This is a genomic window from Pimelobacter simplex, assembly GCF_900114845.1.
Classification (GTDB): Bacteria; Actinomycetota; Actinomycetes; order Propionibacteriales; family Nocardioidaceae; genus Nocardioides; species Nocardioides simplex.
In genome coordinates this window covers 523,161-548,501 of sequence record NZ_FOUK01000001.1, presented here as the reverse complement: position 1 = coordinate 548,501, position 25,341 = coordinate 523,161, and the positions used below count along the sequence as shown (strand labels likewise).

The following is a 25,341-nucleotide window of genomic DNA, read 5'->3' as shown; positions in this document are numbered from 1 at the left end:
TCGTTGCTGTCATCAAGCGGGGTCGACCACGAGCACCTGGGCCGCCCGCACGACCCGGTCGCCGATCTTGTAGCCGGCCTTGGCGATGACCTTGCAGGTCGTCACCTCGACCTCGGCGTCGGTGCCGATGTGCGAGAGCGCCTCGTGCACGGTCGGGTCGAAGGCGTCGCCGACCTCACCGAACTTCACCAGGCCCAGCCCGGCGACCACGCGCTCGAGCTGCTCGGCCGTGGCCTTGAAGCCACCCTCGAGCGGCTCGTGCTCGCGGGCCCGGTCGATCGTGTCGAGCACGTCGATGATCGGGGTGAGCGCGGCGTAGGTCGCGTTCTCGCGGAGCAGCTCGCGGTCGCGGTCGACCCGGCGCTTGTAGTTGAGGAACTCCGCCTGCAGGCGCTGCAGGTCGAGCGTGCGCTCCTCGAGCTCCATCTTGGTGACGGTGAGCTCGTCGGCCTCGGCCTCCGGCACCTCGGCCTCGGGCGCCTCCGGCGCCTCGGGTGCCTCGGGTGTCTCGGGGTTCGCAGCCGCCGCGGGCTCCTGGCCCTCGGGCGAGGGAGCTGCCGTCTCCTGCAGCTCCCCCTCCTCCGGGTTGAGGTTGTCCTCGGTCACTTGGACTCGCCCTCGGTGCCCTCGACGTCCTCGTCGACGATCTCGGCCTCGACGACGTCGTCGTCGGCCTCGCCGGTGGCACCGGTGGTGCCGCCCGCCGCGGCGGTGTCGGCCTCGGCCGCGGCGTACATGGCCGCGCCCATCTTCTGGCTGGACTCACCGAGCTTGGTGATCGCCGCGCTCAGCGCGTCGGCGTCGGCCTCCGCGTCGGCGAGGACGGTCTTGAGCGCCTCGAGGTCGGCGCTGACCTCGGTCTTGACGTCGTCCGGGATCTTGTCGCCGTTGTCGGCCAGGAACTTCTCGGTCGTGTAGACGAGCTGGTCGCCCTGGTTGCGGACCTCGACGGCCTCGCGACGCTTGGCGTCCTCCTCGGCGTACTGCTCGGCCTCCTTGACCATGCGGTCGATGTCGTCCTTGGACAGCGCGCTGCCGCCGGAGATCGTCATCGACTGCTCGCGGCCGGACGCCTGGTCCTTGGCGGAGACGTGGACGATGCCGTTGGCGTCGATGTCGAAGGTGACCTCGATCTTCGGCACGCCGCGCGGGGCCGGCGGGAGGCCGGTCAGCTCGAAGTTGCCGAGGCCCTGGTTCTGCGACCAGATGGCCCGCTCGCCCTGGGCGACCTTGATCTCGACCGACGGCTGGTTGTCGTCGGCGGTCGTGAAGATCTCGGAGCGCTTGGTCGGGATCGTGGTGTTGCGCTCGATCAGGGTGGTGAAGACACCGCCCTTGGTCTCGATGCCGAGCGAGAGCGGGGTGACGTCGAGGAGCAGCACGTCCTTGACCTCACCGGCCAGGACGCCGGCCTGGAGGGCGGCGCCGACGGCGACGACCTCGTCCGGGTTGACGCCCTTGTTGGGCTCCTTGCCGCCGAGCATCTCCTTGACCAGCTCGGTCACGGCGGGCATCCGGGTGGAGCCGCCGACGAGGACCACGTGGTCGATCGCGGAGAGCGCCACGCCGCCGTCCTTGAGGACGTTCTGGAAGGGCGCCTTGGTGCGCTCGAGCAGGCTCGCGGTGAGCCGCTGGAACTCGGAGCGGGTGAGCCGCTCCTCGAAGTGCAGCGGGCCGTTCTCGCCGTGGGTGATGTAGGGCAGGTGGATCGTCGTGTCGCTGGACGACGACAGCTCGATCTTGGCCTTCTCGGCGGCCTCCTGGAGGCGCTGCGCGGCGATCTTGTCCGCGGCCAGGTCGACGCCGTTGGCGTCCTTGAACTTCTTGACCATCCACTCGACGATCGCGTTGTCCCAGTCGTCGCCACCGAGGTGGTTGTCGCCGCTGGTCGCCTTGACCTCGACGACGCCCTCACCGATCTCGAGCAGGGACACGTCGAACGTGCCGCCACCGAGGTCGTAGACGAGGATCGTCTGGTCGTCGCCCTTGTCGAGGCCGTACGCGAGGGCCGCGGCGGTGGGCTCGTTGACGATGCGGTCGACCTTGAGGCCCGCGATCTCGCCGGCCTCCTTGGTGGCCTGGCGCTGGGCGTCGGAGAAGTACGCCGGGACGGTGATGACCGCGTTGGTGACGGTCTCGCCGAGGTAGGCCTCCGCGTCGCGCTTCAGCTTCTGCAGGATGAACGCCGAGATCTGCTGCGGCGTGAAGTCCTTGTCGACCGGGTCGCCGATGTGCTGGGTCCAGTCGGTGCCCATGTGGCGCTTGACCGACCGGATGGTGCGGTCGACGTTGGTGACGGCCTGGCGCTTCGCGACCTCGCCGACGAGCACCTCACCGCTCTTCGCGAAGGCGACGACGGACGGCGTGGTCCGGGCACCCTCCGCGTTGGCGATGACCGTGGGCTCGCCGCCCTCGAGGACCGCGACGACGCTGTTCGTCGTACCGAGGTCGATGCCGACAGCTCGTGCCATGTGTGTCTCTCCTCCGTGATGCGGGGTGGGTGGTTCTGCTCGGCTCCAACTCGTGGTTCAAGTTAGTTGAGCCGGATGCACTCAAGTCTGACATAGGGCTCAACGGGGGTCACCGCCGGGTTGTTCCCGGGATCGTCGACGATTTCCGAACACCCGGAATGCGTCGCCCTCCCGCGGGGATTGCACTCGTCATGAGCATTCCTCGCCTGCCCCTCCACGACGGCACCACGATCCCCCAGCTCGGCTTCGGCGTCTTCCAGGTCCCGCCCGCCGACACCGCGGCGGTGGTCACCCAGGCCCTCGAGGCCGGCTACCGCCACCTCGACACCGCCCAGATGTACGGCAACGAGGAGGGCGTCGGCGCCGCCCTGGCCGCGGCCGGACTCCCCCGCGACGAGGTCTACGTGACCACCAAGCTCAACAACGGCTTCCACCGCCCTGACGACGTCCGGCGCAGCTTCGACGAGTCGCTCGCCAAGCTCGGCCTCGACCACGTCGACCTGTTCCTGGTCCACTGGCCCCTCCCCACGCGCTACGACGGCGACTACGTCTCCACCTGGCGGGCGATGGCCGAGCTCACCGCCGACGGCCGCGCCCGGTCGGTCGGCGTCTCGAACTTCCAGCCCGACCACCTCGACCGGATCGTCGCCGAGACCGGCGTCGTCCCCGTGGTCAACCAGATCGAGGTGCACCCCTACACCACCAACGACCACGCCCGCGCCGCCACGCTGCGCCACGGCGCCCTCGTCGAGGCCTGGTCCCCGATCGCCAAGGGCCGCGTCCTCGACGACCCGACCATCGTCCGGATCGCCGACGAGGTCGGCCGCACGCCGTCCCAGGTGACCCTGCGCTGGCACATCGAGCGCGGCGACATCGTCTTCCCCAAGAGCGTGCGCCCCGAGCGGATGGCCGAGAACCTCGCGATCTTCGACTTCACCCTCACCCCGGACCAGGTGGCCGCCATCGCCGCCCTCGACGAGGGCGACGCGGGCCGCACCGGCCCCCACCCCGACACCTTCGACTGGATCCCCGAGCAGGCCTGACCCCCCGCGAAGTGCGCGGGTTGCGGGTGCGAAGTGCGTCGGTTGCGGGTGCGAGGTGCGCGGGTCGGCTCAGCCGACGTTGACGCGGATCTCGTTGCTGACGGTGCCGCTGTCGCTGTCGATCACCCGGAACCGGTTGAGTCCCCCGACGCCGGTGAAGACGTAGCTCGAGAAGGTCCCGTTGGTGACGCCGACACTGGCGGGGAACTCGGCCCAGCCGCCGTTCTCCCAGCGCTGGACGCGCAGGATCGCGCCCTCGCCGCCGGGGTAGACGCCGCTGAAGTAGATCCGCTCACCCGAGGCGACGTCGGTCTGCTGGGCCTGGAGCGAGATCTCGCCGGCCTTGGGCGACCCGCTCTCGGTGGACTCGGTGGTCGGGTCGTCGGTCGGCTCGTCGGTGCTGCCGGACCCGGCGGTGTCGGTCTCGTCCGGGTCCTCGGTGTGGAGCGTGATGAGCGGGCCGCTCGGCTCGTCGGTCTTGGCCGGCGTCGGCAGGTACATCGACTGGCGGACCGGGGTGTCGGCGGCGGTGTCGCCGTCGGAGCCGCCGATGCCCAGCACCTTGGTGCCCACCAGGACGACGAGCCCGACGAGCAGGCCGACCCCGACCGCGACGGCGACCAGCGCCACCAGTCCGTTGAGGACGGGACGGTCGGCGCGGGGCTCCTGCTGGTCGCTCACCCGGCCCATTGTCCAGGGCGCCCGAAAAAATCAGAAACCGCGCGTCCAGACGACCTGCTCGTGCAGCCGGCGCGAGCGCCAGCCGTCCGCCGTCCGCACGAACGTGTGCCGGTAGAGGCCGCCCACCTCGACGACGCGCTCGCCGCCCGCGCCGTCCGAGATCCGCATCGGGTTGTGGAAGTACGCCGTCACGGCGGCCTCGTCGCGCCCCTCCGCGAAGTCGAACGCGACCTGCCCGACCGTGTGCAGCCGGTGCTTCGAGAAGCCGGGGAGCGCCTCGGACAGCCACGCCTTGACCACCGGGTAGGCGTCGACGATGCCGCCGCTCTCGGTGTAGTCGATGTGCGCGTCCGGGGTGAAGACGGTGTCGAGCCGGTCGAAGTCCCCCTCGTCGACGGCGAGTGTGTAGCGGGTGATCGCGTCGGTGATCTCGGCGCGGTCGATCAGCTCGTCCAGGTCCATCGGGTTCTCCTCAGCGGGATTCAGCGGGGCTCGAGGACGACGACCGGGATCTCCCGGTCGGTCCACGCCTGGTAGTTGTCGAAGTCGGCGTAGAGGTCGACGAGCCGCGGCCACAGCGCCGCCCGCTCCTCCGCCCCGGCGACCCGGGCCCGGACGGCGCGGGAGCGCTCGCCCGGCAGCGCGACCGTGGTGTCGGGGTTCGCGACGAGGTTGTGGAACCACTGCGGGTTCTTCGGCAGTCCGCCCTGGGAGCCGACGACCACCACGTTCGCGCCGTCCTCCAGGTAGAGCAGCGGCGTGGTGAACCGGGTCCCGCTCTTGCGGCCGACGTGGTCGAGCAGCAGCACCGGGACCGGCTTGCGCCAGCCCGCTCCGATCCGCCACTTCGCGCCGATCCGGCCGTTGGTGAGCCGGTAGATCGCCACGTTGGCCTTGGCGCCGTACTTGATGATCTTCGCGACGACGGGCTTGTCGAGGCCGTCGGGCTTCGGCTTGGTCGCTGCCATGGGACTCACTCTGGCAGAAATCTAGAACAGGTTCTAGTGTGGCGGAATGCGCTTCTCCTTTGCCGAGGGCATGACCCACGCCGACTACTACGCTCCGCTCGCCCAGGCCTGCGAGGCGACCGGCTACACGTCGATGACCATCGCGGACAGCCTGATCTATCCCCAGGAGTCCGACTCGAAGTACCCCTACACCGATACCGGGGACCGCGAGTTCCTGCTCGGCAAGCAGTTCATCGAGACGTTCATCCTGTGCAGCCACCTCTTCGCGGTGACGAGCAGCCTGCGGCTCACGCCGTTCGTGCTCAAGCTGCCGATCCGCCCGCCGGTGCTCGTCGCCAAGCAGGCGTCGTCCCTGGCCTTCCTGTCGGGCAACCGGCTCGGCCTCGGCGTCGGGCTCTCCCCCTGGCCCGAGGACTTCGCGGCCCTGGGCGTGCCGTGGGAGAAGCGCGGCAAGCGGATGGACGAGTGCATGGACATCCTGCGCGGGCTCACCCAGCCCGGCGACGAGCCGACCTTCTTCGGCTACCAGGGCGAGTTCTACGACATCGAGCCGCTCCAGCAGTGCCCCGCCCCGACCGAGAAGATCCCGCTGCTCGTCGGCGGGCACTCGGACGCCGCCCTGCGGCGCGCCGTCCGCAAGGGCGACGGGTGGATGCACGCCGGCGGCGACGGCGAGGAGCTCGACCGCCTGCTCACCCGCCTCGCCGAGATCCGGGCCGAGGAGGGCGACACCCGCGACGACTTCGAGGTCCACGTCATCTCGTACGACGCCTACACGCTCGACGGCATCAAGCGCCTCGAGGACAAGGGCGTCACGGACTGCATCGTCGGCTTCCGGGTCCCCTACATCAAGGGCCCCGACACCGAGCCGCTCGAGACGAAGATCAAGCACCTCGAGCAGTACGCCGAGAACATCATCGCCAAGGCGAACGGCTGAGCGGGATGAGCGAGTCGCTGGGCCTGACCAAGCCGCTCCAGGACGCGATCGCCGAGGCCGAGGAGCTGATCGCGAACGCCCCCTTCATCAAGACCGAGGCCGACCGGCTCGAGGGGTACGACTACCTCTCCGGGCGGATCCGGATGGCCCTGCAGACGGCCTTCGACTACGACCTCGAGCAGCCGCTCTTCATCAACCCCACCCACCAGTTCTCGCGCCAGGGCCTGGACAACCCTGACGCCGTCTACTTCCACGCCTACCTGCGCGAGGGCGTCGAGTACGTCGTCCGCGGACGCCGGGGCACCTCCGCCGACCTGTCGTTCCAGGTGATGGGCGGGACCTACAACGCCTCGTCGGCCGCCACCTCCCTGATGGCGTTCGACGACCGCGAGCTCGAGATCGCCGACGACGGCACCTTCTCGTTCACCTACGTCGCCGAGCCCGGCGCGAAGACGCTCATCGTCCGCGAGGTGTTCAACGACTGGGACACCGAGGCCCGCGGGACGCTCACCATCGAGCGCACCGACACCCTCGGCCAGGCCCGGCGTCCGCTCACCGAGGACGTGCTCCGCAAGAAGTACGACGTCGCCGCCCGCTCGCTCGTCGGCTCGATCCAGACCTGGTTCGCCTTCCCCCACTTCTTCCAGTTCAAGGAGCCGGTCAACACCCTCACCGCGCCCGCCTCCACCCCCGGCGGCCTGTCCTCGCAGTTCTCCTCGATCGGGCACTACGAGCTCGCCGAGGACGAGGCGATGATCGTGACCGTGCCGCGCTGCGACGACTGCGCCTACCAGGCGATCCAGATCGGCTCGGACTGGTACGCCTCCACCGACTACGAGACCCACCAGACCTCCCTCACCAAGGCCCAGGCCGTCGCGGACGACGACGGCAGCTTCCGGTTCGTGATCTCCGAGCGGCCCCCGGGCGTCGTCGACGGCGCCCCGGCGCCGACCGCCAACTGGCTCGAGACCACCGGCCACCCGACCGGCCCGATCATGCTGCGCTGGCAGCAGCTCTCGCGCGAGCTCACCGCCGCTGACGGGCCGAGCGTCGAGATCGTCCCGGTGGCCTCGGTCGGCTCGCGGCTCGAGGGGTCGGCGGGGGGCACCGGGTTGTCCGCCGAGGCGTACGCCGAGCGGATCGCCGCGCGGCAGCGGGCGGTGGCGCGGCGGATGATCAGCTGACCGGTCGGGCTGCCCGCGGCCGCGAGGCCACACCCGACCCACGCGCCACCTGAGCGACCGCCGCCCGTCCACAACCGTGCCGGGCGGCGTCGTCGTCCCCAGGCGGAACCCGTCGCATTTCGTCGATGACCCGAGCCCGCTGAGCCTTGGTCCATGCCTCGAACCGATGTCAGACTCGACGAATGGACGGCGACCCGATGCTCGCGCTGCTCGTGGACCACCCCGATCCCTGGACCCTTGCCGACCTCGACGCCCTCCCCGAGGGCTGGGACGTCGAGATCATCGACGGGACCCTCGTCGTCCGCGCCCATCCGCGGACCTTCGCTCCGTGGACCCAGGCCGACCTCGACGGGCTTCCCGAGTCGAACCGCTTCGAGGTCATCGACGGGAACCTGCTGGTGAACGCGCAGGCGAACCCCCTGCACCACCTGGCCGCCGACCGGCTGTGCTCGATCCTGACGACACAGCTGCCCGACGAGGTCGTCGCCGTCCGCGAGATCGGCGTCGCCCTCGATCCCCCGACGACCACCGTCGGCCCCGACGTCTGCGTCGTCAAGCGTGACGAGATCCAGTGGCGAGCCCACGCCCAGCCCTCGTCGGCCCTGGTCCTGGTCGCCGAGGTGGCATCGCCGACGACGGCCGCGATCGACCGGACGATCAAGGCCGAGAAGTGCGCGCAGGCCGGCATCCCGGGCTTCTGGCGCATCGAGCTCGACCCGCTCAGGGTGATCGCCTACGTGCTGCACGACGACGCCTACGCCGAGCTCGGCGCCTGGACGGCCGGCGAGACGGTCGAGGTCGATGAACCGGTGCGGGTGCGCTTCGACCCGGTGGCGCTGCTGCCCTGAGGCGCGGAGAGAAGGCAGATAGGGAAGGTGCGCGGGACGGAGGGAACGTGCGCGACGCGAGGTCCGTCGTAACGTCATGCGCCCGCTCGCCGTACCGGCCCTCCTGCTCACGGTCGTCCTGACCGGCTGCGGGACGGAGGTGCCCACCGCCGGCCGTGCGCCGGCGGCGGCGCCGGGCGCGACCACGTCCCCGGCCGCCACCGCGACCACCACCGCGGGCCCGACGGCGGGCCCGACACCGGGCGGCGGGCCGGGGATCACGGCGCCCCCGCCCTTCCGGGTCCGGTACGGCGCCCGCGAGCTGGTCCTGCACCCGCACACGTACTGCTACGGCGGCGGGTGCGTCGACGGCGTCGTCACGGAGCCGCCGGAGGTGGGGTCGGCGGCCGAGCTGCTGGTGCACGTCCCGGTCCGGCGCTTCCGGCTGGAGGTGTCGCTGACCGAGGTGCGCCCCGGCCGGCAGGGCCGCCGCTCCTGCACCGGGCGCCAGATGACCGCGCCCGCCGACGACCTCGGCGGCGGGTGGTACCGGATCCGGCCGTTCGGCCCCGCGGCGACGTACGACGTCGGACTGTTCGCGACCGGCCGGGGCGACATGTTCGCCCAGGTGCGCTGGACGACGCCGGCCGCGGGCCCGATGCCGACGCCGGCCGCCCAGCTGGCACTGATCGCCGACCACGACGGGCGCCCCGACAGCTACGGTCTCGAGCTGTCGGTGTCGGGCCTCGACCGGACCCCGCGCCGCGCCACCGCCCAGGTCGAGGTGACCGCGGGCAACGGCCGGCGCACCACGATCACCGCCCAGCGCCGGCGGGGCTCCTGCGTCGGCGACCTGTGGTTCGGTGCTCCCGATGAGGTGGCCCGCGCGGCGGCGCGGCTGGGCGGATTCCCGTTCACCACGCGGGTCACCCTGGTGCTCGACGGCGTCCGCCACGTGGCGACCGCCGTCTACCCCGACGACGAGGTCGCGGGGAACGAGCCCTCCGTGCCGCTCGCGTTCACGCCGCCGCTGCCCGGGCTGTGAACGACAAGCCGCCGGGAGCGGGTTCGCGCCACCCCCTTCCCCAAAACTGAAACACGTTCTAGTGTGTCGGCCATGGTGGATCTGCTGACTGACAAGGTCGTCGTCCTGTCCGGTGTCGGCCCGGGGCTCGGTCGCTCCCTGGGTGAGGAGGCGGCGAAGATGGGGGCCGACCTCGTCCTCGCGAGCCGCACCCCGGAGCGTCTCGAGAAGATGGCGGAGGTGGTCCGGTCGTACGGGCGCCGGGCGCTCGTCGTCCCGACCGACATCACCGACGAGGACCAGCGCAAGGCGCTCGTCGAGGCCTCCCTCGACGAGTTCGGCAAGGTGGACTGCCTGATCAACAACGCCTTCGGCATCCCGCCGATGGACCCGATCAGCACCCTCGACCTCGACGGCCTGCGCAACGCCAACGAGACCAACGTCTTCGCGCCGCTGCGGCTCTCGTCGCTGTTCGCCGACGCCCTCGCGCAGAGCGAGGACAAGATCGGCGGCTCGGTGATCATGGTCAACTCGTGCGTCATCTACAGCAGCCAGCCCGAGTACTCCGGCTACAAGCTGTCGAAGGGCACCCTCGAGCACCTGGCCCAGTCGCTCGCCACCGAGCTCGGGCCGCGAGGCATCCGGGTCAACAGCGTGGCACCGTCGTACATCTACGAGGACGTCAACAAGGCCTACTTCGACTGGATCGCGCAGGAGTCCGGCCGCACCCACGAGGACGTGTACGCCGAGAAGGCCGCGCCCACCGACCTCAAGCGGCTCGCCACCCCCGACGAGGTCGCCAAGGCGACCCTGTTCCTCGCCTCCGACCTCGCCTCGGCCGTGACCGGGCAGATGCTCAACGTCGACTGCGGCGAGTTCCACGCATGAGCGAGCCCCGCCAGCGCGCGGACGTCGGCAGCTTCGAGGACATCTGCGAGGCCGCGACCCGGACCACCGGCCTGACCGACTTCGGCTTCGCCGACGCGCCGGGGCACGAGGAGGCGTTCCGGATCCTGGTCGAGGACCTCGGCTCGGAGGAGGCCGGGCTGACCGGGGTCGGCAACTACTTCATGCGCTCGCAGGTCAAGAGCGCGCTCGTGGCCCGCCTGCTCACCCAGGCGCGGTTCACCGAGCTCCCGCAGCACGCCGACGTGGTGATCGAGCGGCCGATCTTCGTGCTCGGCCTCCCCCGGACCGGGACGACCGCCCTGAGCCGGCTGCTCTGCGCCGACCCGGCGAACCAGGGCCTCGAGATGTGGCTGACCGAGTTCCCCCAGCCGCGCCCGCCGCGGGACACCTGGGAGGACGACCCGATCTTCAACGCCATGCAGGCGGCGTTCCGGGAGCACCACATCACGAACCCGGAGTTCATGGGCATCCACTACTCCGACGCCACCGAGCCGGAGGAGTGCTGGCGGGTGCTGCGCCAGACCGGCAAGTCGCTCGGCTTCGAGTCGCTGGCGCACGTGCCGGAGTACTCGCGCTGGCTGGCCACCCAGCCGTGGACCGACGCGTACGAGCGGCACCGCCAGAACCTGCAGCTGATCGGGCTGAACGACCAGGACAAGCGCTGGGTGCTCAAGAACCCGTCGCACCTGATCGCGCTCGACGCGCTGCTCGAGGTCTACCCCGACGCGCTGGTCGTGATGACCCAGCGCGACCCGGTCACCTCGGTCGCGTCGGCCTGCTCGCTCTCGGCCGAGGCGACCGACGGCCACTCGACGACCTTCGTCGGCGAGACCCTCGGCCGCGACCAGCTCGGGCACCTCACCCGGCAGTGGGACGCCTTCTGGCAGGCCCGGGAGAAGGCCGACGAGAGCCAGTTCTTCGACGTCGACTACCGCGGCTTCGTGCAGGACCCGGTGGGCACCGTGGGCGCGATCTACGACGCCTTCGGGCTCACCTGGAGCGCCGAGGCGCAGCGTGCCGTCCGCCAGCTCGACGAGGAGTCGCGCAGCGGTCCGCGCCGTCCCGCGCACCACTACGACCTCGCGGACTACGGCATCACGGAGGACGAGGTAAGGGAGTCGTTCGCCCGCTGATCACCTCACGACTCCTCGCGGCACAGGCAGAACGGGTGCCCGGCGGGGTCGAGGAAGACCCGGAACGTCGTCCCCGGCTGGTGCTCGTGCTTGGTCGCCCCGAGCGCGAGCACCGCCGCCTCGGCCTCGTCGAGGTCGGCGACGTCGACGTCGAGGTGCACCTGCTGGGGCACGTCCTGGCCCGGCCAGGACGGCGGCCGGTAGGCGTCGTCGACGCGCTGGAAGTGGATGCGGTGGTCGCCCGAGGAGACCGACATCCACACCCCGGGCTCGTGGACCCGCGAGGGCCAGCCCAGGAGGGCGCCGTAGAACTCGGCGAGGACGTGCGGGTCGGGGCAGTCGAGGACGAATTGCGGACTGTGTGCGATGGCCATGGACCGACGCTAGACGGACCCTCCGACAGAACCGGCGGAGTCGGCTGAGGCGATCGCCGCGCGGGCGGCGGCGACGAACTCGCGCGGGTCGTCGAGCCAGATCCCGAGCAGCACCGCAGGGACGACGCCCCGCGGCGTGGGGACCGGCAGCGGCTCCGCGAGCACGAGCACCACGTTGACCCGGTTGTTGACCGGGACGTAGAGCTCGGTGCCGGCCTCGCTCTCCCGGGTGCGCAGGGTGCGGACCACGCCCTCGATGTCGCGGTCGTCGTACCGGGCCTCGGCGACGGCGGTCCACGGCACCGCGATCCGGGCAAGCTTGCCGTAGCGGACCGTCAGTCCGGCCTCGGCCACCAGGTGCGGGTAGACCTTGAGGCTGGCGAGGAGCCCGATCATCCAGACCACGCCCCACACGCCGACGACGAGCAGCGCGATCCGGACGCCCTCCCACGGCACGAGGACGTGGGCGATCGGGAGCTCGCACGCCGAGCCGAAGATCCACAGCCACATCACCGGCGTCACCATCCGGCTGTAGCCCCAGCCCGTCGCCCCCGCCGGTACGTCGACCCGCCGGGCCAGCCAGCGGCCGAGCGCCGCGTAGAGCTGGACCTCGAGCCGGACGAAGCGGCCGATCGTGCGCAGGGCGCTCACGGCGCGCCCCAGTCCTGCTCGACCCGGGCCCGGAGCCGGTCGTTGACGATCGCCAGCGAGCGGCGCAGGTCGCGCAGCTGACGCTCGGAGAGGCCCCCGAAGAGGAGGTCGTGCATCTCCGCGTAGCCCTCGACCATCGAGGTCAGCAGCGTGCTCCCGGCGTCGGTGAGGGTGACCAGGACGGCTCGGCGGTCGGTCGGGTGCGGGGCGCGGGCGACGTACCCGGTGGCGACGAGGCCGTCGACCAGACCGGTGACATTGCGCGGGGTGACCGCGAGCGCGTCGGCGAGCTCGCGCTGGGTGACCGGTCCCCCGCGCAGCACCCACAGCAGCCGCGCCCGGGCCTCGGTGAGCCCGTCGCGCTCGAACGAGAGCTGCATGTCCCGGTTGAGCAGCACGGCCAGCTCGAGCACCTGGTCGACGGCGGTGGGTGTGTCGGCTCCCTGACTCATGTCGTGAAGGTACTACACAATGTAGTTAATTCATAGAATGGGGACCTCGGCGTCGCTGGGCGCAGGCGGTCGCGGCGGTCGTCCACAGGCGCGGAGGCCCCTGGTTTGGGCGGCCGGCGCACCGCGCACACCGCTGCCATGACCGTCACCGTGACCCTCGCCGTCCCGTACCGCTGGACCACCCGCTCCGACCCGGCCCAGGGCCTGGTCCTGCTCGCCCGGGCGCCGACGACCCCGGCGAGCGGGTTCGCGCCCGAGCTCGTGGTCCGCACGACGCCCGTCGCGGGCGACCTCGCCGGCTGGCGCGCCGAGTCCGTCGCGGCGCTCGCGAGCCAGCTCGACGCCCTCGACGTCGAGGACGACGACCGGTTCGAGCTCGACGGCCGGCCGGTCGCCTACCAACGCCTCGGCCACCGGTACGGCGCGCTGGAGGTCGTCGCCGAGCAGTGGGCCTGGCTGGTCGACGGGGTCGGGGTGACGCTGACCGGGTCGGTCGCGCGGTGCGACTACGCCGACTACGGCGACCTCTTCGAGGAGGTCGCCGCGACGCTGGTGCCGAGCGTCAGCGCGGCGCCCGGGCACGCACCCGGATCCGTGCCCCTCGCCGCGGGACGCTCGTGATGTTGCGGACCTTGGGCACGTCGGTGCCGACCGCGGTGACGTCGTACTGGCGGAAGACCGCGCGGAGCACCTCGACGCCCTCCATGAGCGAGAAGCCGGCGCCGATGCAGCGGCGCACGCCGCCCCCGAAGGGGATCCACACGTTGAGGGGCGGGGTCTGCGCGGCCGGGCCGAGGAAGCGCTCGGGGCGGAACACGTCGGGGTCGGGGAAGCTCTCGTCGCGCTGGTGGCTGACGATGATCGAGGGGCCGACGGTGGTGCCGGCGGGCAGGTCCCGGCCACCGACGGTCGCGGGCTTCATCAGGGTCCGCACCACCATGGGGATGATCGGGTGCAGCCGCATCGACTCCTTGAGCGCCGCCTCGAGCCAGGCGTCGTCGCCCTCGTCGGCGGCGCGCCGCGCGCGGGCGCGCAGGTCGGGGTCGCGGCCGATCTCGGCGAGCGCCCACGACAGGGCCGAGGCGGTCGTCTCGTGCCCGGCGAGCAGGAGGGTGACCAGCTGGTCGCGCAGCTCGACGTCGGAGAGCCCGTTCTCGCCGTCGTCGTCGTGCACCGACAGCAGCCGGGACAGGACGTCGGTCCGCTCGGCGAGGTCGTGCGCGGCGCGGCGCTCGCGGATCTCGGCGTACATCAGGCGGTCGAGCTCGACCTGGTTGTCGACCGTGCGACGCCACGGGCCGAGCCGCTGCAGGCGCGGGTACGCCCAGCCGAGCAGGATCGCGGGGCTGATCTCGACGGTCTGGTTGACAGCCGGCCGCAGCCGGGCCAGCCGGCTCTCGTCGGTGACGCCGAAGACGACGCGGAGGATGACCTCGAGGGTGAGGGCGTTCATCCGCTCCAGCGCCCGGAAGGTCTCGCCCTCGCGCCAGCCGGCGACCTCGGCGGCGGCGACCTCGGCGACGAGCGAGCGGTACCCGCGCAGCGCATGGCCCAGGAAGGCGGGCATGAGCAGCTTGCGCGCGCGGTGGTGGTCGGCGGAGTCCTGCAGGAGCAGCGAGTGCTCCCCCATGATCGGGCCGAGGATGGCGTTGCCGCGCCCGGCGTGGAACACCTCGGGGTCGCCCGCGAAGATCTCCTTGGTCGCCTCCGGCGAGGTGAAGAGCACCAGCGGCCGGCCGCCGGGGACGAGGTTGAGGGTGAACGCGTCGCCGTACCGGCGGTGCAGCCACGGGTGGAGCTGGTGCCGGAACCTCATCAGCGCGACCGTCTGCACCAGCGCCGGCCAGCGCGGCCCGGGCGGCAGCTGGTCGAGCGGTACGCGCGGCAGGTCGCGGCCGCCGACGACGCTCATCCGGCGGAACCGCCGCATCGTCAGCGCGAGGGTGTCGTCGGCAGGGGGTGCGGGGACCTCGGTCGTCACGAGGACGACGCTACTCGCTGGTAGCTCAGTCCAACAGGCCGTCGCGGCGGGCGATGGCGGCGGCCTCGGTCCGTCCGGCGGCGCCGAGCTTGCCGAGGATGTTGGACACGTGGACGCTCACCGTCTTGGTGGTGATGAAGAGCTGCTTGCCGATCTCGCCGTTGGTCCGGCCCTCGGCGACGAGCGCGAGGATCTCGAGCTCGCGGGCGGTCAGGGTGACGGCGGGGGTCGCGCCGGCCGGGGTGGCCGCGGCGGCAGCGGCGGAGGGGGCGTCGCCGACCAGGTCGGCGACCAGCCCGGGCGCGCCCAGTCGCTCGGCGAGCGCCCGCGCCGCGGCAGCCTCGTCGCGGGCCCGGGCGGAGTCGCCGAGCAGCCGGTGGATCTGGGCGGAGGCGGCGCGGATGCGGGCCTCCTCGGGGACGTGGCCGAAGGCGACCGCCCGCTCGAGCGCGACCGTCCACGCGTCGACCAGCTCGTCGCGCGGACCGGGGACGCCGGCGAGCCAGCGCACCCGGAGGTGCTCGGCGTGCACGCGCGCCTCCCACATCTGTCCCTCGGGGCCCCAGGGGCTGGCCCGCTCGCGGTGCCAGGCGAGGACGGCGTCGCTGTCGGCGCGCAGCTGGTCGGCACGGGCCAGGAAGGCGCGGCGCTCGGCGGCGCTGGCGCGCGGCATCGCCCGGGCGACGGCGTCGAGCGTGCTCGCGACGAGCCGGACCCGGCCGCCGAAGTGGTCGTGCCAGATCTGGGAGAGGACGTCGATGACCTCGTCGTAGGTCGTGAGCGCGGTCGCGGCGTCGTTGCGGGCGGCCGCGACCTCGATCTCGACGCCGGCGGCGAAGACGGCGACCCCACCCTCGTCGCGCCACAGCCGCCGGAGCCGGGCCAGGCCGGTCCGGACCTGGTCGGGCGCGGTCCCCCGGGCGTTGAGGACGGCGTAGCGGGCCGGCTCGAGGATGCCGCGCGGGATGTCGGGTCCGGCCTGGTCGTCGACGACCGAGACGAGCGCGAGCACGTCGTCCCAGTCGCCGAGGGCGTAGCGGATCCAGGTCAGCTGCCAGCGGGAGTCGATGACGTAGGGCGCCCACACGAGGCCGGTGCGGTCGGTGCCGCCGACGGCGGACTCGAACCAGCGCACGGACGGCTCCCAGTCGCCGGTGTCCTGGTAGGAGCGGCCGAGCAGCCACCGGCCGCGCACCTCGGCGTCGATCGCGCCCGCGGCGACCGCGTGGTCGACGGCGGCGACCAGCGCCTCGCGCAGCCGGCTCTGCTCGTCGCCCTCGGCGATCTTGACCCGGAGCCCACCGAGGGTGGTGACGATGTCGGCGGTGAGCGCGGGCATCGCCAGGCGCTCGGCGAGGGCGAGCGCCTCGGTCGCGAACGCCTCGGCCTCGTCGGCACGGTCGGGGTGGTAGCTGACCAGGATCCGGGCGTGGGTCGCGAGGACCTTGGCCCGCAGCATGCTCTCGCCCACCGGGCTGAGCGCGACCGCCTCGGCCGAGAGCGCGACCGCGTCGAGCGCGATCTCGGTCATCAGCAGGATGTCGGCATAGCGGCTGAGCATCCGGGCCCGCGCGGGGTCGGGCACGCCGTCGGGCTGCCGGGCGGTCGCGTCCAGCTGGGCACCGAGCAGCTGGGCCGCACGCAGGGCGTCGCCGCCGGCGGTGAGCGCGTCGGCGGCCTTGACGACGACCTTGGCGCGGTCGAGACCGAGCCGCTCGGCGCGCGCGGCGTCCTCGAGGAGCTCGAGGGCCTGCTGGTAGTGGTCGGCCGCCTCGTCGGGACCGCCCACCTCCATCGCCTCGTCGCCGGCCTCGACGCTGGCCGCAGCCGCCCGGTCGAGGTCGTTGGCGCGGCGGGCGTGGAGGGCCAGCTCGGCAGCGGTGCCGAGGCCGGGGTTGCCGGCGAGCGCGTCGGCGTAGCGCGCGTGGAGCCGGACCCGCTCGCCCGGGAGGAGGTCGTCGTAGACGGCCTCGCCGAGGAGGGCGTGCCGGAAGGAGTAGCGGTCGCCGCCGGCCTCGATGACGTTCATCTCGACCGCCTGGCGGATGCCGTCGTCGAAGGCGGACGGCGAGAGGTCGGCCGTCCCGGCGAGCAGGTCGTGGGAGACCCGCCGGCCCGCCACGCTCGCCACCCGGACGACGTGACGGGCGGCCTCGCCGAGCAGGTCGAGCCGGACCAGCAGCAGGTCCGCGAGGTCGTCGGGGACGTCGGCGCAGTGGCCGGAGGCGACGAGCTCCTCGACGAAGAAGGCGTTGCCCTCGGCCCGCTCGACGATGCGGTTGACCGCACGCGCGTCGAGACCCCGCGGCTGGAGCTCGCGGACCAGCGCCCGCACGGCCGTCTCGGGCAACGGCGCCAGCGGCAGCCGCGCGACCTGGGGCAACCGGGACCACTCCGCCACCTGCCGGCGCAGCGGGTACCGGCGGTGGAGGTCGTCCGAGCGGTACGACGCGACGATCGCGACGGGCTGCTCGAAGGTGCGGGTGAAGAGGTAGCCGAGCATGTCGCGGGTGGACTGGTCGGCCCAGTGCAGGTCCTCGACGACGAGGAGGACGGGCGCCTCGGCGGCCGCCGCCTCGAGCACGGCCTGGACCGCGTCGAAGGTGTCGGCCCGGTCGGTGCCCCGGCGGTGGTCGTCGACGTCGGCGTCGCCCGCCGCGCGGGTGCGCCGGCCCGGCCGGAGCCGCTCGAGCGCGGGGTGCCGCCCGGCGACCTCGTCGACCAGGTCGGGCCGCTGGGTCGCGATCCGGCCGAGCACCTCGCTGAACGGCAGGTAGGGCAGCGCGCTGTCGCCGAAGTCGAGACAGTGGCCGGCCAGCACCTGCCAGTCACGGTCGAGGGCGTGGTCGCGGAGGGCGCGCAGCAGCCGGGTCTTGCCGACGCCCGCGTCGCCCGAGAGGAGCACCACCCGGTGGGGGGCGCCGGTCTCGGCCGCGCGGACGGCGTCGTCGAGCACCGCGCTCGCCTCGGCGAGCTCGGCGTCACGCCCGACCATGGTCAGGCTGCTGTGTGCGGCCACGGGCACCATCATGGCGCCGCGGACCGACACCGCGCTCACCGCGGTCACGTGCTGCGCGCTCCCGCGCTCAGCGGGAGCGGCGCTCGACGCTGGGGTCAGTCGCCGCGATCCGGCGCAGCCACGACGAGCGGCTGCGGCCGGCCCGGCTGGCGGCCATCACGCGGGTGGCGCGCTGACGGCGGTAGGTGTTCTCTGCGTTGGTGAAGTAGTCGCTGCTCATGACGTAGAGACTCGTCGTCTGAGGTAGGCACCCACATCGGGCAACCGCCTTAGGCACCCCCTCCCCCTACCTCAATTCGGCAGGACCGGGCGGGTGCGATGATGGCCCGCGATGGAGTTCGCAGAGGTGGTCCGCCGGCGCCGGATGACGCGCGCCTACGCGCCCGACCCGGTCGACCCGGCGGTGCTCGAGCGGGCGCTCGACCACGCGACCCGGGCGCCGAGCGCGGGCTTCTCCCAGGGGTGGGCGTTCGTCGTCCTCGACACGCCCGCGGCCGTCCGCGGCTTCTGGGAGGCGCAGGCCGACACGAGCGCACCGGACCGCTGGCTGGCCGGGATGATGACCGCGCCCGTGGTGGTCGTGCCGTGCAGCCGCCGGGACGCCTACCTCGAGCGGTACGCCGAGGCGGACAAGCGCCGCGCCGGGCTCCACGACCGGGACGAGAGCCGGTGGGCGATGCCGTACTGGCACCTCGACACCGCGATGGCCGCCCTCCTGCTGCTCCAGTCCGTGACCGACGCAGGGCTGGGCGCGTGCTTCTTCGGGCTGGTGCCGGCCCGGGTCGACGCGGTCAAGGACGTGCTCGGGCTGGTCGACACCGACGAGGCCGAGGCGCCGCACCCGATCGGCGCGATCACGATCGGGCACCCGGCTGCCGCCGCTGCCGCCGGCGCCGGCGCTCGCGGGTCGGCGAGCCGGCGACCGCGGACGCCGTGGCGCGAGGTGGCCCACCGCGGCCGCTGGGGAGCGGGGTGGGCCTGATGCCGCGACCGAGTGCCGTGATCACCCACCTCGAGCCGGGCGACCTGCGCCGCGACGAGCCGGTGCTGCCGCGCGTGGCGCGGCTGCTGCGGCCCTACCGCAGCAAGATCGCGCTCGTCCTCGTCGCGGTCGTCGCCGCGGCGACGCTGCAGTCGCTCGTGCCCTTCCTGACCCGCGCGGTCTTCGACAACGCGCTCTTCCCCCTCGACGGCGGTCCCCCGCGGCTGCACCTGCTGGCCTGGCTGGTCGCCGGGATGTGCGCGATCCCGGTCGCGACCGCGCTCATCGGGATCGGGCAGAACTGGCTGACCTCGACCGTCGGCAACTCCGCGATGGCCGACCTGCGCGGCGACCTCTTCGAGCACCTCCAGAAGATGGAGCTCGCGTTCTTCACCGCGACCAAGACCGGCGCGATCCAGTCCCGGCTGGCCAACGACGTGGCCGGCGTCCGCACGGTGCTGACCGACACCGCGACGACGATCGTGCAGAACACGGTGACCGTGTCGGCGGCGTTCGTGTCGATGGTCGTGCTGTCGTGGCAGCTGACGATCCTCACGCTCGTCGTGATGCCGCTGTTCGTGCTGCTGCAGCTCCGTGTCGGACGGCGGCGCCAGCGCCTGGCCCGCCGTACCCAGGAGTCGCTGTCGGAGATGACCGCCATCACCGAGGAGGCGCTGTCGGTCAGCGGCATCCTGCTCGCGAAGGTGTTCAACCGCTCCGAGTCGGAGGTCGCCCGCTACCGCGAGGCCAACCGCCGCCAGACCCGGCTCCAGGTCGAGCAGGCGATGACCGGCCGCACGTTCTTCGCCGTCGTGCAGGTGTTCTTCGCGATCACCCCCGCGCTGATCTACCTGGTCGCCGGCTGGATCGTCACCGGCGCCCTCCCGGCCGGCGCCGACTCGCTGACCGCCGGCACGCTGGTCGCCTTCACGACGCTCCAGAGCCGGCTGCAGATGCCGCTGCTGCAGCTGATGCGGGTCAGCCTCGACGTGCAGACCTCCCTGGCGCTGTTCCGCCGGATCTTCGAGTACCTCGACCTCGAGCCCGCCATCACCGAGCGGCCGGGCGCCGTCGCCCTCGACCCCGACCGGGTGCGGGGGCGGGTCGAGCTGCGCGACGTCCGGTTCCGCTACCCGGAGCCGCGGGCGCTGTCGGGCACCACCAACCGCGACCGGTTCGGCGAGTCCGGCGTCCGGATCGAGGCCGAGCCAGAGTCCGAGGCCGGCACCGGGACCGGCACCGGTACCGGCTGGGCGCTCGACGACATCTCCCTGGTCGTCGAGCCCGGCCAGCTCGCCGCCATCGTCGGCCCCTCGGGCAGCGGCAAGACCACGGCGACCTACCTGGTGCCGCGGTTCTACGACGTCACCGAGGGCGCCGTCCTCATCGACGGGCACGACGTCCGCGACCTCACCCTGTCGTCGCTCGCCGACGCCGTCGGCATGGTGACCCAGGAGCCCTACCTCTTCCACGGCACGATCCGCGACAACATCGCCTACGCCCGCCCCGGCGCCAGCGCCGACCAGATCGAGCAGGCCGCGCGGGACGCCAACATCCACGACCGGATCATGAGCTTCCCCGAGGGCTACGAGACGATCACCGGCGAGCGCGGCTACCGCCTCTCCGGCGGCGAGAAGCAGCGCCTCGCCATCGCCCGCGTGCTGCTCAAGGACCCCGCCATCCTGATCCTCGACGAGGCGACCTCGGCGCTCGACAACGAGACCGAGCGCCTCGTCCAGGAGGCCCTCGAGCGCGCCACCCGCTCGCGCACGACCATCGCGATCGCGCACCGGTTGTCGACGATCCAGTCGGCCGACGTCATCTTCGGGCTCGAGGACGGGCGCCTGGTCGAGCACGGCACCCACGTCGAGCTGCTGCGCAGCGGCGGCCTCTACAAGCGGCTCTACGACGAGCAGTTCTCGCGCACCCCGGCCGGGGCGCCGTGGTGCGACCCGCGGCGGGCGGACGTCCCGCTGTAGGAGCGGCGAGCGGCTCACCGCGCGGCGGACCGGCGGCCCTCGCGCCAGAGCAGCAGCACGAAGAAGATCCCGCCGAGCGTCACGGTGACGACGCCGACGGGGACCGCCACCGGGAACGCGTAGAGCGCCACCAGGTCGGCCGCGGCGAGCAGGCAGGCGCCGGTGAGCGCGGCCGGGAGGATCGCGGCGGTGCCGGTGAGCAGCCGTGCGACGTGGGGTGCCACGAGAGCGACGAACGAGATCGGACCGGCCGTGGCGACGGCGGCGGCGACCAGGACCGTGCCGAGTGCGAGCAAGGTCCCCCGCACGGCATCGACCCGGACACCGAGCGAGCGGGCGACGTCGTCCCCCAGCTCGAGGATCCGCAGCGCCGAGGAGTGCCCCAGCACGACGGGCAGGACGACGAGGAGCACCAGCGCGACGGGGCGCAGCTCGGCCCAGCCGCGGCCCTGGAGAGTGCCCGTGAGCCAGGTCTGCGCGGTGACGGCGCTGGCGACGAAGACCTGGGTGAGCAGGTAGGCCACGACACTGCTCGCGAGCGCCCCGAACGCGATGCCGAGCAGGATCAGCCGGCCGCCCTGGAGTCCGCTGCGCACGGTGAGCCCGCCGACCAGCAGGGCGACGAGGAGCGCGCCGGCCAGCGCTCCCCAGGACGCCGCCGTCGCCGATCCGCCGAGGACGAGGAGCACCACGACCGCTCCGGCCGACGCGCCGCTCGTCACCCCGATCACGTCGGGACTGGCCAGGGGGTTGCGGGTGACCGCCTGGAAGACAGCCCCGGCCGTGGCCAGGCCGGCGCCGACCACGAGGGCGACCAGAGCCCGCGGCAGCCGTCGCTCGAGCACGAAGAAGCGGGTGATCCGGTCGGGTGGGTCTCCGCGCAGGGTGTCGGCCAGCGCACCCCAGCCCACGGTGTAGTCCCCGAGCCGCAGCGACGCGAGCAGCAGGACCAGCACGAGGACGGCGAGCGCCGCCACCCACCCGCGATGCCGCACGGCGTCTCTCATGAGAGCCGCCGTCCGGCGAGCACGAAGCCGACGAGCACCGGCGCACCCACGAACGCGGCGACGATGCCGACCGGCACCTCGGCGCCGCGCCCGACCACCCGTCCGACGACGTCCGCAGCGATCAGCAGGGCCGGGGCGGTGAGCAGCGAGATCGCCATCACCCGGCGCAGGTCCGGGCCGACGGCGAGCCGGACGGCGTGGGGCACCACCAGGCCGACGAACGAGATCGGGCCGGCCAGGGCGGTGGCCGTGCCGCAGAGCACGGTGACGAGGACCAGCCCGGCGGCGCGGACGATGTCCGGGTCGATCCCGAGGGCGCGGCCGGCGTCCTCTCCGAGCGCGAGGACGTCGAGCGAGCGGGCCAGCACCAGCGCCAGGCCGAGCGCCGCCCCCACGACGACCGGCACGACGAGGCCGAGCTCGCCGACCCGGCGCGCGGTCAGCGAGCCGACCTGCCAGTAGCGGTAGGTGTCGAGGACCTGCTCGTCGACGAGAACCAGCGCGTGCGTGATGCCGGTGAGCACGGCCGCCATCGCCACGCCGGCGAGGGTCAGCCGGACCGGCGACAGCGCGACCGCCGCGGACGACGCGAGCACGAACACCGCGGTGGTCGCGACGCCCGCGCCGACCAGCGCGAACCCGAGCGTGGTGGCCGCCCCGAGCGCACCGGTGAGCACGATCCCGACGACGACGCCGAGCGCGGCCCCGGCGTTGACGCCGAGGATGCCCGGGTCCGCCACCGGGTTGCGGGTGAGCGCCTGCATGAGTACCCCCGCGACGCCGAGCGCCGCCCCGCAGAGCAGGCCGAGGACGGTCCGGCCGACCCGGAGGTCGCCGACGATCGCGGTGGTGTCGCGGTCGCCGAGGCCGAGCAGGGCGCGCAGGACGTCGAGCGGCGGAATGGCCCGGGCACCGACCGCGAGGCTGAGCACGACGGCTGCCACCAGGAGCGTCAGGGCACCGGCGAGCCCGAGAGCGGAGCGGAGCACGGCGCCACCCTAGGCACAGCAACATAGGTTTGCCTAACCATGGTTGCCGCGTCTACCGTCTGCTCCCATGCTTGCTCGTTCTCGGCGCTTTCCGATGTCCATCGCCCTCATGGTGGCGGTTCTCGCCACGGTGCTCGCCGCCTGCGGCGGATCGTCCCCTGAGGGGCAGGGCGCCGACGGCGGCGGGTACACGGTCGAGCACGCGCTGGGCGAGACCCGGATCGACGCCCGGCCGGAGCGGGTCGTCGTCATCGACTCCCCCCACCTCGACGCGCTGGTCGCCCTCGGCGTGACGCCGGTCGGCGCGACCGAGTCGGGTGCGGGTGAGGGTCTGCCCGGCTACCTGGGCGACGCGGTGGCCGACACCGAGGTGGTCGGCCTGACCGCCGAGCCGGACATCGATGCGATCGCCAACCTCGCCCCCGACCTGATCATCGGCTCGAAGGTGCGCCACGAGGCGATCTACGACGAGCTGTCCGCCATCGCGCCCACGGTCTTCTCGGAGAACTCCGGCACCGACTGGCAGGAGCAGGCCCGGACCACCGCGGCCGCTCTCGACCGGAGCCCCGACATGGAGCACCTCCTCGACGACCTCGCGCGTCGCGCCGCGGCCGTCGGCACCACCCTCGGCGCACAGGGCAAGACGGCGTCCGTGGTCCGCTTCCGCCCCGACAACTTCCGCCTCTACGGCCCCGACAGCTTCTCCGGCTCGATCCTGGCGCAGGTCGGCTTCGAGCTCGGCGACCACGACTGGAACGAGTACTCGATGGTCGAGCTGAGCCCCGAGCGCTACGACGAGATCGACGGCGACGTGATCTTCTTCGCCAACCCCGGCGGCGACCCGAAGGCGACGACCATGGCCACCGTGACCGGCCTGTGGGCAGACCTCCCCGCCGTCGCGGAGGGCCGGGCCCACGCGGTCGAGGACGAGACCTGGATGGTCGGCATCGGCGTCGTCGGCGCGACCACCATGCTGGACCAGCTCGAGAAGCTCCTCGGCTGACCGACGCCCGGCCAGGCCTACGGCTCGATCAGCCCCGCCCGGATGGCGTACCGCGTCAGCTGGGTCCGGTCGTTCATCCCCAGCCGGGCCAGGATGCTCGACCGGTGCTTCTCGACCGTCTTGACGCTGATCGACAGCAGGCCCGCGATCTCGCGCGACGAGCGGCCCTCGGCGATCAGCTTGAGCACCTCGTCCTCGCGCGGGGTCAGCACCGTCTCGGGAACGCGGTCGCCGCGGGCGAGGCGGTCGAGGTAGTCGCGGACGAGGGCGCCCATCGCGCCGGGGTAGACGAAGGCCTCGCCGCGGACGGCGGCGCGGACCGCCTCGACCAGGTCCTCGTCGACGACGGACTTGAGGACGTAGCCGCTGGCGCCGAGCTTGAGGGCGGAGAAGAAGTACTGCTCGTTGTCGTGCATCGACAGCATGAGGACGCGCGGGGGCTCGCGGCGGCGGGCGATCTCGCGGGCGGCCTGGAGGCCGGTCATGATCGGCATCGCGATGTCGAGGACGACGAGGTCGACCTCGACCTGGCGCAGCAGCGCGATCACCTCGGCCCCGTCGGCGGCCTCGGCGACGACCTCGATGTCGGGCTGCTGCTCGAGGATGAGGCGGACGCCGCGGCGGACCAGGGCGTGGTCGTCGGCGAGGAGGACCCGGATCATGGGGGCGCTCATGCGGCGGGCACCTTGAGCCGGACTGTGGTGCCCCGCTCGCCGGAGTAAAGCTCGACGGTGCCGCCGACGAGGGCGGCGCGGTCGCGCATGCCGTCGAGGCCGGTGCCGCCCCGGTCGGCGGGGGCCGGGCCGAGCCCGCGGCCGTCGTCGGCGACCTCGAGCACCACCTCGTGGCCCAGCCGGAGCAGGGACAGGTCGACCCGGCTGGCGCCGGCGTGGCGCACGACGTTGGTCAGCGCCTCCTGCGCGACGCGGTAGACGACCACCTCGACGTCGTGGCCGAGGTCGGGCAGCCCCGGGCCGAACGTACGGCGCACCGCCGGCCCGCCGTGCGCGGCGACGTCGGTGGTGAGCGCGGCGAGCGCGGCGTGCAGGCCGAGGTCGTCGAGGACGCCGGGGCGCAGCTCGCGCGCGACCCGTCGCACGTCGTCGAGGCCGGTGCGCGCGGTCTCGCGCACCAGCGCCAGCTCGCCCTGGAGCTCGGCGGGGACGCGGTCCTCGAGCTGCTTGAGCCCGAGCAGGACGACGGTGAGGTTCTGGCCGATCTGGTCGTGCAGCTCGCGGGCGATCCGGTGCCGCTCGGCCTCCTGCGCGGCGAGTGCCCGGGCGCTGCTGGAGCGACGCTCGCGCTCCAGGCGCTCGAGCATCGCGTGGTAGCTGCGGACCAGCTGGTCGCCCGGCCCGTCGCCTCCGGTACCGGGCTCGGGCCGGCGCTCCTCGCCGCCGAGCTGGGCGGTCGCCATCTCGCGGATCACCCGGTCGACCGGACCGAGCGCGCTGCGCAGCAGGGCGGCGGTGACGACGAGGACGAGGCCCAGGCCGACGACGAGCACGATCGCCTCGGAGACCACGGCCTGGCGCGAGACCCGGGCGGGCGAGAACAGCAGCACGGCCGTGGCGGCGCCCAGCACGGCACCGTTGATCAGGCAGACCTTCCAGTACAGGGACGTGTTGAGCAGCCGCACTCCCCTACCCTCCCCGACGCGGGCGCGCGAGGAAATGGGGGCTGGACCCCATACCGCCGGGCGCCGCCGCCAGGAAGCCTGGAGACAT

26 protein-coding genes are annotated in these 25,341 nt (G+C 72.9%); 11 read left to right on the top strand and 15 right to left on the bottom strand.

Annotation, left to right across the window (positions count from 1 at the left end):
- Nucleotides 1-12 precede the first annotated feature (12 nt).
- Together grpE and dnaK are read right to left on the bottom strand one after the other, a co-directional pair.
- Nucleotides 13-606 (bottom strand): nucleotide exchange factor GrpE, encoded by a 594-nt coding sequence (gene grpE / locus BM223_RS02580; protein WP_038681881.1) that lies wholly within the window; start codon nt 604-606, stop codon nt 13-15.
- The gene (gene dnaK, locus BM223_RS02575; protein ID WP_038681883.1) at nt 603-2,471 is read right to left on the bottom strand and encodes a molecular chaperone DnaK; all 1,869 of its coding nucleotides are present in this window, start codon (nt 2,469-2,471) and stop codon (nt 603-605) included. Before dnaK ends, grpE begins: the two co-directional genes overlap by 4 nt.
- A gap of 191 nt (nt 2,472-2,662) precedes the next feature.
- Here dnaK and BM223_RS02570 point away from each other — a divergent pair, with 191 nt between their 5' ends.
- On the top strand, nt 2,663-3,514 hold the full coding sequence (locus tag BM223_RS02570) for an aldo/keto reductase (RefSeq protein ID WP_038681885.1): 852 nt from the start codon (nt 2,663-2,665) through the stop codon (nt 3,512-3,514).
- A 69-nt stretch (nt 3,515-3,583) separates the two neighbouring features.
- On the opposite strand, the gene BM223_RS02565 is transcribed toward BM223_RS02570, so the two are convergent.
- Genes BM223_RS02565 through BM223_RS02555 form a run of 3 tightly spaced genes read right to left on the bottom strand, consistent with a single transcriptional unit; the run spans nt 3,584 to nt 5,163 of the window.
- Entirely contained in the window at nt 3,584-4,195 is a 612-nt protein-coding gene (locus tag BM223_RS02565; RefSeq protein ID WP_141267392.1) for a hypothetical protein, read from the bottom strand.
- 30 nt (nt 4,196-4,225) lie between these two features.
- Nucleotides 4,226-4,657 (bottom strand): nuclear transport factor 2 family protein, encoded by a 432-nt coding sequence (locus tag BM223_RS02560; protein ID WP_038681889.1) that lies wholly within the window; start codon nt 4,655-4,657, stop codon nt 4,226-4,228.
- A 20-nt stretch (nt 4,658-4,677) separates the two neighbouring features.
- On the bottom strand, nt 4,678-5,163 hold the full coding sequence (locus tag BM223_RS02555) for a nitroreductase family deazaflavin-dependent oxidoreductase (RefSeq protein WP_038681891.1): 486 nt from the start codon (nt 5,161-5,163) through the stop codon (nt 4,678-4,680).
- A 46-nt stretch (nt 5,164-5,209) separates the two neighbouring features.
- On the opposite strand from BM223_RS02555, the gene BM223_RS02550 reads away from it, so the two are divergent.
- The 6 genes from BM223_RS02550 to BM223_RS02525 all read left to right on the top strand — a co-directional run bounded on the left by BM223_RS02550 (nt 5,210) and on the right by BM223_RS02525 (nt 11,177).
- Nucleotides 5,210-6,100, top strand: a complete 891-nt coding sequence (locus BM223_RS02550) for a TIGR03619 family F420-dependent LLM class oxidoreductase (protein ID WP_038681893.1) — start codon at nt 5,210-5,212, stop codon at nt 6,098-6,100.
- Between the two features lie 5 nt (nt 6,101-6,105).
- Nucleotides 6,106-7,284 (top strand): hypothetical protein, encoded by a 1,179-nt coding sequence (locus BM223_RS02545; RefSeq protein ID WP_038681895.1) that lies wholly within the window; start codon nt 6,106-6,108, stop codon nt 7,282-7,284.
- 182 nt (nt 7,285-7,466) lie between these two features.
- Entirely contained in the window at nt 7,467-8,132 is a 666-nt protein-coding gene (locus BM223_RS02540; protein ID WP_038681898.1) for a Uma2 family endonuclease, read from the top strand.
- A 76-nt stretch (nt 8,133-8,208) separates the two neighbouring features.
- Nucleotides 8,209-9,156 carry a hypothetical protein gene (locus tag BM223_RS02535; RefSeq protein WP_038681900.1) on the top strand — a complete coding sequence of 316 codons (948 nt, stop codon included), beginning with the start codon at nt 8,209-8,211 and terminating at the stop codon, nt 9,154-9,156.
- 72 nt (nt 9,157-9,228) lie between these two features.
- Nucleotides 9,229-10,023 carry an SDR family oxidoreductase gene (locus BM223_RS02530; RefSeq protein ID WP_038681902.1) on the top strand — a complete coding sequence of 265 codons (795 nt, stop codon included), beginning with the start codon at nt 9,229-9,231 and terminating at the stop codon, nt 10,021-10,023.
- Entirely contained in the window at nt 10,020-11,177 is a 1,158-nt protein-coding gene (locus tag BM223_RS02525; RefSeq protein WP_038681904.1) for a sulfotransferase family protein, read from the top strand. The genes BM223_RS02530 and BM223_RS02525 overlap by 4 nt, the downstream gene beginning before the upstream one ends.
- 5 nt (nt 11,178-11,182) lie before the next feature.
- On the opposite strand, the gene BM223_RS02520 is transcribed toward BM223_RS02525, so the two are convergent.
- From BM223_RS02520 to BM223_RS02510, 3 genes are read right to left on the bottom strand one after another with little or no spacing between them, the layout of a single operon-like run.
- Nucleotides 11,183-11,551 (bottom strand): VOC family protein, encoded by a 369-nt coding sequence (locus BM223_RS02520; RefSeq protein WP_038681905.1) that lies wholly within the window; start codon nt 11,549-11,551, stop codon nt 11,183-11,185.
- Between the two features lie 9 nt (nt 11,552-11,560).
- The gene (locus BM223_RS02515) at nt 11,561-12,202 is read right to left on the bottom strand and encodes a hypothetical protein (RefSeq protein ID WP_052139042.1); all 642 of its coding nucleotides are present in this window, start codon (nt 12,200-12,202) and stop codon (nt 11,561-11,563) included.
- On the bottom strand, nt 12,199-12,654 hold the full coding sequence (locus tag BM223_RS02510; protein ID WP_038681907.1) for a MarR family winged helix-turn-helix transcriptional regulator: 456 nt from the start codon (nt 12,652-12,654) through the stop codon (nt 12,199-12,201). The genes BM223_RS02515 and BM223_RS02510 overlap by 4 nt, the downstream gene beginning before the upstream one ends.
- Nucleotides 12,655-12,792: 138 nt before the next feature.
- Between BM223_RS02510 and BM223_RS02505 the strand changes: the two genes are divergently transcribed.
- Nucleotides 12,793-13,275 carry a hypothetical protein gene (locus BM223_RS02505; protein WP_141267393.1) on the top strand — a complete coding sequence of 161 codons (483 nt, stop codon included), beginning with the start codon at nt 12,793-12,795 and terminating at the stop codon, nt 13,273-13,275.
- Here the strand turns inward: BM223_RS02505 and BM223_RS02500 are convergent.
- From BM223_RS02500 to BM223_RS28790, 3 genes are all read right to left on the bottom strand, one after another.
- Complete coding sequence (locus BM223_RS02500; RefSeq protein ID WP_235319060.1) at nt 13,217-14,635, bottom strand: cytochrome P450; 1,419 nt, start codon at nt 14,633-14,635, stop codon at nt 13,217-13,219. The genes BM223_RS02505 and BM223_RS02500 overlap by 59 nt on opposite strands.
- Nucleotides 14,636-14,660: 25 nt before the next feature.
- Nucleotides 14,661-17,654 carry a helix-turn-helix transcriptional regulator gene (locus BM223_RS02495; protein WP_177235803.1) on the bottom strand — a complete coding sequence of 998 codons (2,994 nt, stop codon included), beginning with the start codon at nt 17,652-17,654 and terminating at the stop codon, nt 14,661-14,663.
- A 67-nt stretch (nt 17,655-17,721) separates the two neighbouring features.
- Nucleotides 17,722-17,874 (bottom strand): hypothetical protein, encoded by a 153-nt coding sequence (locus BM223_RS28790; protein ID WP_158510231.1) that lies wholly within the window; start codon nt 17,872-17,874, stop codon nt 17,722-17,724.
- Nucleotides 17,875-17,985: 111 nt separating this feature from the next.
- On the opposite strand from BM223_RS28790, the gene BM223_RS02490 reads away from it, so the two are divergent.
- Both BM223_RS02490 and BM223_RS30010 read left to right on the top strand, forming a co-directional pair.
- The gene (locus BM223_RS02490) at nt 17,986-18,636 is read left to right on the top strand and encodes a nitroreductase family protein (protein ID WP_038681911.1); all 651 of its coding nucleotides are present in this window, start codon (nt 17,986-17,988) and stop codon (nt 18,634-18,636) included.
- On the top strand, nt 18,636-20,615 hold the full coding sequence (locus tag BM223_RS30010) for an ABC transporter ATP-binding protein (protein ID WP_038685356.1): 1,980 nt from the start codon (nt 18,636-18,638) through the stop codon (nt 20,613-20,615). Before BM223_RS02490 ends, BM223_RS30010 begins: the two co-directional genes overlap by 1 nt.
- A 14-nt stretch (nt 20,616-20,629) precedes the next feature.
- Here the strand turns inward: BM223_RS30010 and BM223_RS02480 are convergent, their stop codons facing one another.
- A complete protein-coding gene (locus BM223_RS02480) occupies nt 20,630-21,610 on the bottom strand; it encodes a FecCD family ABC transporter permease (RefSeq protein WP_200887019.1) in 981 nt (326 codons plus the stop codon).
- Nucleotides 21,611-21,618: 8 nt separating this feature from the next.
- Nucleotides 21,619-22,611 carry a FecCD family ABC transporter permease gene (locus BM223_RS02475; protein WP_200887020.1) on the bottom strand — a complete coding sequence of 331 codons (993 nt, stop codon included), beginning with the start codon at nt 22,609-22,611 and terminating at the stop codon, nt 21,619-21,621.
- 94 nt (nt 22,612-22,705) lie between these two features.
- On the opposite strand from BM223_RS02475, the gene BM223_RS02470 reads away from it, so the two are divergent.
- Nucleotides 22,706-23,614 (top strand): ABC transporter substrate-binding protein, encoded by a 909-nt coding sequence (locus tag BM223_RS02470; RefSeq protein ID WP_200887021.1) that lies wholly within the window; start codon nt 22,706-22,708, stop codon nt 23,612-23,614.
- A gap of 17 nt (nt 23,615-23,631) precedes the next feature.
- Here the strand turns inward: BM223_RS02470 and BM223_RS02465 are convergent, their stop codons facing one another.
- Nucleotides 23,632-24,288 carry a response regulator gene (locus BM223_RS02465; RefSeq protein ID WP_038681915.1) on the bottom strand — a complete coding sequence of 219 codons (657 nt, stop codon included), beginning with the start codon at nt 24,286-24,288 and terminating at the stop codon, nt 23,632-23,634.
- Nucleotides 24,285-25,253, bottom strand: coding sequence for a sensor histidine kinase (locus BM223_RS02460; protein WP_235319061.1), 969 nt, complete (start codon nt 25,251-25,253; stop codon nt 24,285-24,287). Before BM223_RS02460 ends, BM223_RS02465 begins: the two co-directional genes overlap by 4 nt.
- Between the last annotated feature and the right edge of the window lie 88 nt (nt 25,254-25,341).

Coding starts and splice junctions, on each gene's coding strand:
- BM223_RS02470 (WP_200887021.1), top strand. CDS start 22,706: ATGTCCATCGCCCTCATGGTGGCGGTTCTCGCCACGGTGCTCGCCGCC.
- BM223_RS28790 (WP_158510231.1), bottom strand. CDS start 17,874: ATGAGCAGCGACTACTTCACCAACGCAGAGAACACCTACCGCCGTCAG.
- BM223_RS30010 (WP_038685356.1), top strand. CDS start 18,636: ATGCCGCGACCGAGTGCCGTGATCACCCACCTCGAGCCGGGCGACCTG.
- BM223_RS02550 (WP_038681893.1), top strand. CDS start 5,210: ATGCGCTTCTCCTTTGCCGAGGGCATGACCCACGCCGACTACTACGCT.
- BM223_RS02570 (WP_038681885.1), top strand. CDS start 2,663: ATGAGCATTCCTCGCCTGCCCCTCCACGACGGCACCACGATCCCCCAG.
- BM223_RS02505 (WP_141267393.1), top strand. CDS start 12,793: ATGACCGTCACCGTGACCCTCGCCGTCCCGTACCGCTGGACCACCCGC.
- BM223_RS02520 (WP_038681905.1), bottom strand. CDS start 11,551: ATGGCCATCGCACACAGTCCGCAATTCGTCCTCGACTGCCCCGACCCG.
- BM223_RS02510 (WP_038681907.1), bottom strand. CDS start 12,654: ATGAGTCAGGGAGCCGACACACCCACCGCCGTCGACCAGGTGCTCGAG.
- BM223_RS02525 (WP_038681904.1), top strand. CDS start 10,020: ATGAGCGAGCCCCGCCAGCGCGCGGACGTCGGCAGCTTCGAGGACATC.
- BM223_RS02560 (WP_038681889.1), bottom strand. CDS start 4,657: ATGGACCTGGACGAGCTGATCGACCGCGCCGAGATCACCGACGCGATC.
- BM223_RS02545 (WP_038681895.1), top strand. CDS start 6,106: ATGAGCGAGTCGCTGGGCCTGACCAAGCCGCTCCAGGACGCGATCGCC.
- BM223_RS02540 (WP_038681898.1), top strand. CDS start 7,467: ATGGACGGCGACCCGATGCTCGCGCTGCTCGTGGACCACCCCGATCCC.
- BM223_RS02535 (WP_038681900.1), top strand. CDS start 8,209: ATGCGCCCGCTCGCCGTACCGGCCCTCCTGCTCACGGTCGTCCTGACC.
- BM223_RS02465 (WP_038681915.1), bottom strand. CDS start 24,288: ATGAGCGCCCCCATGATCCGGGTCCTCCTCGCCGACGACCACGCCCTG.
- dnaK (WP_038681883.1), bottom strand. CDS start 2,471: ATGGCACGAGCTGTCGGCATCGACCTCGGTACGACGAACAGCGTCGTC.
- BM223_RS02555 (WP_038681891.1), bottom strand. CDS start 5,163: ATGGCAGCGACCAAGCCGAAGCCCGACGGCCTCGACAAGCCCGTCGTC.
- BM223_RS02490 (WP_038681911.1), top strand. CDS start 17,986: ATGGAGTTCGCAGAGGTGGTCCGCCGGCGCCGGATGACGCGCGCCTAC.
- BM223_RS02530 (WP_038681902.1), top strand. CDS start 9,229: ATGGTGGATCTGCTGACTGACAAGGTCGTCGTCCTGTCCGGTGTCGGC.